General features: G+C 68.8%; 5 protein-coding genes. 1 reads left to right on the forward strand and 4 read right to left on the reverse strand.

Going from position 1 to position 4,333, the window contains the following annotated elements:
- Positions 1-487: 487 nt before the first annotated feature.
- The 3 genes from QSK26_RS41300 to QSK26_RS41310 all read right to left on the reverse strand — a co-directional run bounded on the left by QSK26_RS41300 (position 488) and on the right by QSK26_RS41310 (position 2,871).
- On the reverse strand, positions 488-739 hold the full coding sequence (locus tag QSK26_RS41300) for a hypothetical protein (protein WP_285780832.1): 252 nt from the start codon (positions 737-739) through the stop codon (positions 488-490).
- A complete protein-coding gene (locus QSK26_RS41305; RefSeq protein WP_285780833.1) occupies positions 736-1,056 on the reverse strand; it encodes a hypothetical protein in 321 nt (106 codons plus the stop codon). Before QSK26_RS41305 ends, QSK26_RS41300 begins: the two co-directional genes overlap by 4 nt.
- A 573-nt stretch (positions 1,057-1,629) precedes the next feature.
- Positions 1,630-2,871 carry a helix-turn-helix domain-containing protein gene (locus QSK26_RS41310; protein ID WP_285780834.1) on the reverse strand — a complete coding sequence of 414 codons (1,242 nt, stop codon included), beginning with the start codon at positions 2,869-2,871 and terminating at the stop codon, positions 1,630-1,632.
- A gap of 340 nt (positions 2,872-3,211) precedes the next feature.
- Here QSK26_RS41310 and QSK26_RS41315 point away from each other — a divergent pair, with 340 nt between their 5' ends.
- Positions 3,212-3,865, forward strand: a complete 654-nt coding sequence (locus QSK26_RS41315) for a class I SAM-dependent DNA methyltransferase (protein WP_285780835.1) — start codon at positions 3,212-3,214, stop codon at positions 3,863-3,865.
- A 226-nt stretch (positions 3,866-4,091) separates the two neighbouring features.
- Here QSK26_RS41315 and QSK26_RS41320 read toward each other — a convergent pair.
- Positions 4,092-4,333, reverse strand: a 242-nt coding sequence (locus QSK26_RS41320) for a DNA-directed RNA polymerase subunit beta (protein WP_285780836.1), incomplete at its 5' end; no start/stop codon positions are given.

Below are 4,333 nucleotides of genomic sequence, written 5' to 3' on the forward strand. Positions count from 1 at the left end.
CCGCTACAACACGGTCCGACGGCACTCCCGCCTCGGCCAACTCAGCCCGATCGCCTACGAGGCGATGGCAGATAGTCTGAGGCCTGCCGCCTGAAATCGGTGTTCGCGTTCATGGGGGAAGCCCCGTGCGCTGGGTCAGCATGGGCTTGCGCTGCCTGAGGGACGGAACCTGGGCGTATACGCGGATTGGAAGATTGATTACAGCCCCACGGCCCACCTGTTGAACTGACCTGATCGCACCGCTCTACTACGGCTGACGCACCCCGGGTTGCAATCCGCCGAGATCCCGAGCTGCTGATGCGGTTTGGGTTTACCGCCCATCCATCTTCGAGCCTCCGCAGTGACCGGGGGAGTATGCGTTGACACGCATACTCCCTTTGTCGTTCCGTCGCGGCATGAAGGCCGTGATTCCAGGAGCGGCGGAGCTTCGCGCTCTTCGGCAGGGCGTGTCCTGAGGAAGCACGGCCTCCGCCGACAGGCCCAGAGTTCAGCGGCTCAGCGTGCCGCGACAGCGTTCGATGATCTCGTCCTGCTCGGTGAGGGCGGTCGCGAGGTCGCGGAGCCGGCACCGGCCGATGGCTGCCCGAAGACCCCGCCGGCGTTCGCGTTCGGTCACGCCGCCGCAGCGGACCGCCCACCACACGCCGTTGTGCTCGATGTCCCACCCGGGGTAGAGGAAGTGGAGCGCCTCCAGCAGTCGCTCGTCGTCCGGGGACACGGCGGTCCCTTCGCGGATCATCGCCGCTGTTCCGTGAAGCTCAGGACGTGCGCGATCCGCCCGGCCACGTCGCGGTCGTCGTCCACGGTGCCGATCGGTTCGTGCCAGGACCACCAGAACCGCCATACACCGGCGAGACCCGGCCCGGCGTAGATGGTCTCCCTCAACTGCCGCGCGCCGGGGTTGGTCACCGCGAGGTGCGGCACCCGGCTGCCGGGCTTCACCTCGGCTTCGAGGCCGCGGTCCTTGATCAGCACGGCCAAGCGGGTCAGGTGGGCGATGGCGGTCGTCCTGCGGGTGAAAGCCGCGAGCGGGCGCGACGTCGGCTGGTCGCTCACCGGGCACCCGCCAGGACCCGGGGCCGGGGGACCGTGGGAGTCATCGCGCGGATCTGCTGGGCGAGGTCCTCGACCGTCCGAGCCCACAGGATGACCGGCTCGGGCGCCGGCCACCCGGCGATGGCGTAGAACTGCCTGCGGTGCAGGCTGTAGAGGACGAGCCAGGCAGGGCTGGCCTCGTCGAGGCATGCCGCCGCTTCCCGCTGCGCCGGATCGTGTCCACCACGGAAGGCTCTGGCATGGGGGTGTCCACACGGACACCCTGTCCTAAGGTTTGGCATTGGGGCGCATCTCCATGAGGCCGAGGGACCCGCTGAGTCGCGGTAGGTGCCCGGCGGGTCCCGCCTTGTTAGGGCGAGCAGGCGCGACACCGGGCCCGACCCGGTCGGTAGGTGGATGGGAGACGCCACGCCTGCTCGACCGCACCCGCCGACGCCGGCCGCGTAAGCAGATGCGGGTACTACGACGCGTACTGACCTGGTCGCGCCATGTCACAGACCGTAAAGCCTGCGACCAGCCGTGGCGGGTGCACCCTGGCCCACCCGTGCGCGGGGTGCACTCCGCACCTGGTCATCACAGGGGCAGTCCGAGCCTTTCGGCGAACATCCGTGCCTTCCGCTCGATGAGCGGCCCGCCCTTGGCGGCGATGTCCGATGCCATCTGTCGGCCGGTGGGCGAGTAGTGGACGCTGTCGGCGGAGATCTTGTACGCGCGCTCCAGCCAATCCAGCGCCGAGGAGAAGTCCCGCCGCTGGTGGTAGACCCGTGCAACCTCGACGTGGAGCCTCGACCGTCGCTCAACACTGGGGATCGTGTCCGGATCGACCTGCATGGCGCGTTCTCTCGCCGACGCCTTCTTCGTCAGGTCCGCATCGATGCTGACCGCGTGCAGGGCGACGTTCGAGGCGCCGAACTGTGTCCACAGATGGTGGTACCCGGAAGGCAGGCGGTCGGCCACTGATCGAGCCTCGTCCCAGTGCCGCCAGGCGTCTCCAGCCCGGCCCGCGCGGGCACACGTCGTCGCGGCGTGAAGCTGAAGCGCGCCGTACAGGCCCCGCAGCTCGTCAGTACCGTCCTCCAGCCGTGTGGTCAGCAGATCGGACGCCTCGCGAGCCAACATAAGCGCGCCCTCGGTGTCCCCCGCAGACCGCTGCACGATCGCCATCGTCCACGCGGCCCCGGCGAGAGCTACCGGCTGATCGGCTTCCTGCGCCGCCGTCAACGCCCGATCGGCCACCACCCAGAGAAGCTCTGGCTCGCTCGCCCACACGATCTCGTGCTGTACCAGCGCCCACAGGTCGGTGAGTACGGCATAAGCCGCGCGCCGGTCGCCGCCTTCGGCAGTACGCACGGCGGTTCGGGCATCCCGGATGAGGCTCGGGAGCACCCGGCCGACGTCGGTCCGGTGGGTGGCCGAGGTGTGCCAGATCCGCCAGGCGTCTTCGGTACGGCTCTTCAGCGCCCTGGCGTCCACGACGGTACTGGGCGCCGTGAGCATCGGCGCGCGCACGGCTTCCCGGATCGCGGGCACGGCTTCGTGAGGGATGCGAGCGAAGGAAGCGACGGGAATCGGCCCGTTATTGCTCAGGTCCATGTCGGTTCCGGCCATGACCGTCAGGTCCCCCACGCCGAGCACCTCGGCCAGACGGATCAGGACGGGCAGGCGCGGAGGCAGGCGGCGGCCCTGCTCGATGCCCTTGAGCCATTCGGCGGAGAATCCGACCAGCCCGGCCAGCGTCGGCCGGGACATGCCGCGCCGCTCACGGAAGATCTGGATGCGTTGCCCGGTCGTCTTCCCTTCGAGGTCGTCGATCATCGGCGTGGCCGCTCGCGAGCCGTGAACCGCTCCTTGCCGCCCGTTCCGTATGCCGGGGGATGGCGTGGATAGCCGTAGATCGTCGTGCTAACTTCGTCCATAAGCCCTGCGCCTTCCTGAAAGCCTCAACACCTCTCAGGCTAGCTGTGCAGGGCTCACTCATGCCCTGCATGCTGTCGATCTCCCCGTCGAGAGCCTCCAGGTCGTCGGGCGCAGACGCGAAGGTAGTGCCGCTCAACCGGAGGATTGAGGTCGCGGTCAGCCGACCGGAACGGAACGGACACACCGGCCGGTCGATGATCGGCGATCGTTGTCGGCCGGTGAACTATAGTCGTCCGCCATGGCCGAATCCTCCCCCTATCTGACCGCGACGGCGGACGCCTACGACGCCCTCGCCGAGCTCTACGCCGACTTCGTCCGGGACTCGCTCGACCGCCTGCCGTTGGATCGCTCGATAGTCGCCGCGTTCGCCGAGCTCGTACGGGCCGCCGGGACCCGGCCGGTCGCCGAGGCCGGCTGCGGGCCCGGGTACATGACGGCACACCTGCGTGACCTCGGACTGGACGCCTTCGGTGTCGACCTGTCTCCCGCGCTGATCGACATCGCCCGCAGGGACTATCCTGACCTGCGTTTCGAGCTCGGTTCGATGGGCGCCTTCGACGTGGCCGACGGTGAGCTGGGCGGGCTGCTCTCCTGGTATTCCGTCATCCACATCCCGCCGGCGGAGCTGCCGCCGTACTTCGCCGAGTTCCGCCGGGTGCTGGCCCCGGGTGGTTACCTGCTGCTCGGTTTCTTCGAATCCGAGGGCGGTCCGGTGCTGCAGTTCGACCATAGGGTCACGCCGGCCTACCGGTGGCCGATCGACGACCTGGCCGGGCTGGCCCGCGAGGAAGGGTTCGTCGAGGTGGCGCGGATGTTGCGCGAGCCTCTGGAGGATGAACGATTCCGCCGCGGCCACCTGCTGATGCGCAGAGAAGCCGCCGCCCTGGCCTGATGCGCGCCGTAGGCCCCGGCACCGCAAAACTGGACGGGAGCATACGCGCCGGCGCCGCAGCGAGCCGATCTGTGCCCGCCTGGCGTAGGCCGGCGTGTCCACGGGCCTGGCGCGACCGACCTGTTCGTGGTACATGATCCGGTGGTTTTGGGCGCGGACGTCGCCATGCCGTCCCGGTCGGTCGTGTGCCGGCGGGACGGCATGTGCGGGGCGGTCGTGGCCGCGGTCAGACTTCTTCTACGCTGCTCGGTTCGCGCCGGGCGAGATCGATGCCCAGCTCCTCCGCGGCGCGGAACACGTCCTCGTCGGTGTCACGCATTTCGATGGACATGCCGTCGCTGGAGAGCACCTCGACGTTCAGGCAGAGCGACTGCATCTCCTTGATGAGCACCTTGAAAGACTCAGGGATGCCCGGTTCGGGGATGTTCTCGCCCTTGACGATGGCCTCGTAGACCTTCACGCGGCCGG

It is taken from the genome of Microtetraspora sp. NBRC 13810 (assembly GCF_030268685.1).
Lineage (GTDB): Bacteria > Actinomycetota > Actinomycetes > Streptosporangiales > Streptosporangiaceae > BSRQ01.

What these genes read in the sequence shown, in the direction of transcription:
- QSK26_RS41315 (WP_285780835.1), top strand. Translation starts at nt 3,212, where the DNA reads ATGGCCGAATCCTCCCCCTATCTGACCGCGACGGCGGACGCCTACGAC.
- QSK26_RS41310 (WP_285780834.1), bottom strand. Translation starts at nt 2,871, where the DNA reads ATGATCGACGACCTCGAAGGGAAGACGACCGGGCAACGCATCCAGATC.
- QSK26_RS41300 (WP_285780832.1), bottom strand. Translation starts at nt 739, where the DNA reads ATGATCCGCGAAGGGACCGCCGTGTCCCCGGACGACGAGCGACTGCTG.